Source organism: Parashewanella hymeniacidonis (genome assembly GCF_016900895.1).
Classification (GTDB): domain Bacteria; phylum Pseudomonadota; class Gammaproteobacteria; order Enterobacterales; family Shewanellaceae; genus Parashewanella; species Parashewanella hymeniacidonis.
In genome coordinates this window covers 1-4420 of sequence record NZ_JAFEUN010000188.1, presented here as the reverse complement: position 1 = coordinate 4420, position 4420 = coordinate 1, and the positions used below count along the sequence as shown (strand labels likewise).

General features: G+C 34.6%; 1 protein-coding gene. It reads left to right on the top strand.

Annotated elements, in window-relative coordinates:
* Positions 1-197: 197 nt before the first annotated feature.
* Positions 198-3911 carry an ankyrin repeat domain-containing protein gene (locus JQC92_RS21135; protein ID WP_205001512.1) on the top strand — a complete coding sequence of 1238 codons (3714 nt, stop codon included), beginning with the start codon at positions 198-200 and terminating at the stop codon, positions 3909-3911.
* The last annotated feature ends 509 nt before the right edge of the window (positions 3912-4420 follow it).

Sequence of the window (4420 nt, the reverse complement as noted above, 5' to 3'; positions counted from 1 at the left end):
CAACTCAATGAATGATATCAACAGCATGACATGATGATTAGATCGGTCAAATGATCGTGAAAAATAGTGAGTTGAGTGCAGGTATTTTGTTCATTTAACTTTCAGAGTGCTGAATAGTTACAAGGCAATTAGCATATGGTGGTGATTGGCAAGTAGTTTACTCTATAAATGAACCCGATCACGTTGGTGATAGCTCGTTGACGAAAGATTCAATTTACACTTCGCTTCACTCATTCATTTCAGAAAATTATCCTGATTTAAAAAGTATATTTGAATCTTCATTGTTTTATGCGTTAGGAAACGATGCAGCTTCTGATAGATTAGAAGCTCCTTTAAAAAGGCTACAACTTTTATTATCTGATCAATCAATTGACATCAAAAATAAACGATTAATTCTTGATAAGCTTTTTAATAATGCTAATTGTAGAGCGAGTTACATCAGAGCTGAGAGCTACCTTTATAGCGCTTTGTTAGCATTAGAGTTTTCAAAGGGAGTTTATCAAAGTGCGTATGACCAAGCTGAACAAACATCTTTAAGTTTTACTCCTGAGAATACATGCTGGAATATGGTGAAGTCTTCTCCTCATGTTTTTCATGAAGAAGAAGTATCAAAACATCTTGTTGGATTACCAAGTTCAGAGCTATTCTCCGAAGTCTTTGACTCACCTTTAAATGACTTTTTTGAATCCTTATCCGATGACGAAAAAAGTTACCTAAAACTGGTTGAGAGAGCTTTTGCTGTTCCACATTTGAAGAGGAGATTTATTGAGTTAAATGTAAGCCATAACTCAAAGTTAGTCAGTGTTTCGCAGGGATTTTTTTGTATTCTTGAGGGAGCAGAACCTTCTCATAAGTATAAAAAAATTTCGTTATCAGATTTGAAAATATTATCTCCCTTAATTAAAAACGAACTTGAAAAAGCAAAGATATATATTCAAGTTATAAATCAGGTCATTTCTGAGGGAGATCTTGCGCAATTATGCGACATTTTATTAGCCATCGATGATAATTTTCCTAGTGATTTGAAAGCTGAATTATATGAGTTTGTGCAAAAGCAGCAAATTAATATAAATACTGATGACATTAAATTCATTGATATTGAAATTATAAGAAAAATTGGTAGTCTGCCAGAAAGTTGCAATGAACTAAAAAGCAAACTTTTACTCAAATGTTTACCTCATGCAATATCTAATTGTAACAATTATCAAACACTTCTTGAGCTAACTCAATTGTTGTTTTCTCTTAGCCCCAATAACCTACGAGAGATGGTTAAGACTGATCTTACTGAAGCAAGTGTCAAATGTTATCAAGAAGATGCGTCACTAGACAAACTAGAAAGGATGCAGAAATATTTTGAATATTTGCAAAGAAGAAATTGTGAATTTTCCAAAATGTTGATTCATGAATTAACAACGCTTTTACTGTCTGATTTAAAAGCGTTAAAAGTAAATTCTAAGCAGCTCAATCCGCTGCCAGAAATCCAACTTATTTTAAAACAAATCGCTGTTGTTGATGAGCTTCATACAGAATTAAAAAGCGAAGCATCTATAGGTAAAGTCAAAACTGAACTCATTAGCTTGCTCAGTAATAAATTAAAAAAAATAAATAGCGAACAACTAGTACATATTGATTTAAGTGCAGTCATGGGGTATTTCGATGGTGAAACGTATCAATATCTATGGAATATCGCAGTTGAGTCAAAAAATACTGCATTGATAGATTCATTATTACGAAGTTCAGGTGATTCTGAGGCGAATTTAAAGATTATTTATGCTTCTACTGAAAAATCTTTGAAAAACACCGATAGTGAACGCAAGTGTTTTTATAAATGTTTTGAGCATATAAACCGTAACTTTGCTGGTGATTGCCTAGAAAGCCGTAGTCTCATAAGAGCAATGTTTTCAAGTGATGATTCCGAATTGATTAAAATATTTATAGACTCTTCTCTATTTTCAAGGAGCTTAGATGCTAAACCATGGATGCATGGAATAACGCCATATTTATATGCTGTATATACAGGCAAGTTAAGTTTAGTTGATAGCATTGGAAATAAATACCCTCAGGTAATGAGTCAAAAAACAGAGACTGGTCAAACTGCGCTGCATTTAGCTTGTCAACAAGGTAGGAAAAACATCATTCAATTTTTAATTTCGCAAGAAGGTGTGGTTCAGGAATTAAAACGGAGAGATACAAATGGTAATACCGCCTTATATTCGGCCGTTGAAAGCAAACAGTTTGATGTGGCCATTTTATTATTAGAGACGTTTCCAGAACTCGCACGTCGACCTCACCCCATCACAGGAGACAACTTATTACATTATGCACTTGTGGTTGATGGTGAAGATGCAATAGCGTTTTTTAAGTTAGTTGTCTCTAAGAATCCAGAGCTACTTTACCAGTCTGATTTGAATATTCGAGGCGAAAGCCCATTAGCTCGAGCACTTCAAAAAAAGCCATATTCTTGGTTGGATAAATGTATTTTTAGCAAGGAAGACTTTGATTTTAGTAGACTACTGGAGAGTGGACTAACGCCATTAGCCCATATTCTTGAGGTTGATAATGATGCTTTATCTCTAGCTGTATTGACACAAAATGAATTAAAGCAAGAATTGAGTTTTGTTTGCCCAATAAGTAAAAAAAATCTTTTGCATTTTTCAGCAAAATGCCCAAAAACCTTTAAGTTTTTGCTACCAAAACTAAGTGAAAAATTGTTTGAAAAAGACATTGAAGGTTGGCTACCTCAACATCACATCATTGCATTTGCTCCGTCAGAATCCTTAGAGTTAATTTTGGATAATGAACTAGTAAATATTCATCACTTTGCATCTGACGATAACAAAAGTCCTGTGATGTTGGCAGTGGAATTTTGCAATCTTTCAAATTTAAAAGCGTTATTAGATGTTGGGGCAACATTAGGAGTTACACATTTTACAAAAGAAGAGTTATTATTTTTCGCAGCACAAAAAGATAGTTTAGAGTGTTTGAAGTACTTAGTTGAAGACAGCAGTTTACAGTTGCTCTCTAGTATGGATGACAGAATAAAAGGTAAGACGATTCTTGATGTTGCCGTGTGTTCAGATTCAGACAGTGTGGTGGACTATTTATTAGTGCATTTTCCTAAAGTATACGAACAATCAAAAACGGAAAACAGTAGTCCATTAGTTTTAGCAGTAAAACATAGAAGTCACAAGAGCTTAGTCAGGATATTATCTGATACAAAGGGACAGAGTGATAAGTCATGTGATGAAAGAGGTTATACGGCTTGTCATCTCGCATCAGAGCAACAAGATACTTATGCTTTAGAATTGTTTAAAAATCACCAAGCGTTATGTTCAGCCACTATTCAAAAAGTTGATTCACCCTTCTATCAATATTCACCTTTAATGCTGGCAGCACGAGAAGATAAGCATCTTGCAGTTCAAGTGCTTATGACGTGCAGTCAAGAAGTGCAGTTACAAACTGTTAACGGGATGAATGCATGTCATATTGCTGCCATTAATGGCTCAGTTAAGTCTCTGAATGAAATGAAGAGTTTGAATAGCAGTTTTATAAGTGCGGAATATAGCATAGTTAACAAATATACGCCTTTGTGTCTTGCTGCAAAGCATGGGCAAGATGCTGCAGTAGAATTATTAATTCAACAAGGCACATCGTTAACCTTTATTGTGGGGATACATAATGTTAATGGACTATATATCACACCTTATATAATTGCTCTTATTAATGGCAATTTTGACATTGCAGATAGAATATATCGTGCTATTGAAGAGCGAACGCCTAAGCAATCGCCAATTAAACTGCGAGGGAATTCAATTTATTTCGATAGGTTTAGGCGCTTCCTTGAAGATAATGGTGTAAAAAATACTGAAGTATTAAGAATGCTACTAGAAAGAGGCCCCCTGTATCAGTAACCATTCACCAGAGGGGGATTGACAATTTCAAATTCCCGTTTATTGACATTGATAACCGCAAGAGCGCTGCTGTTTTGTGATGCGAGTATCACTTTTGAGTGATATTCCACTATTTGGTCTAAAAGTCAATACGGGGCTGGTGAATGGTCATATAAGAAACGATTTTTAAACATAAAATGACTCGTTATATTGAATCAGTGTAGCCTGTCAATTCAGGCTACACGTTTTAGGAACAGTTTAGTCAAGCATTCTTTATGACTACTTATAGATTTTGTTTTAAACATGTCGGTTACCAATCCCTTACTTCTGGTGGTGTAGCACCAATCGACGTGATTTACCTATCAGTCAATGTCTCTAGATTTGTTTTAATTGTTAGAGTTTTTAACTAGTCGGCTATGAAAAAAATCTAACATTATGATCGATAATACAATATAGCTCTTTGATACATTCAATTTCGACCAGAAATGATATAGTGAACCTACGGTTTCTGGTCGTTTTTGGTGCTAAAA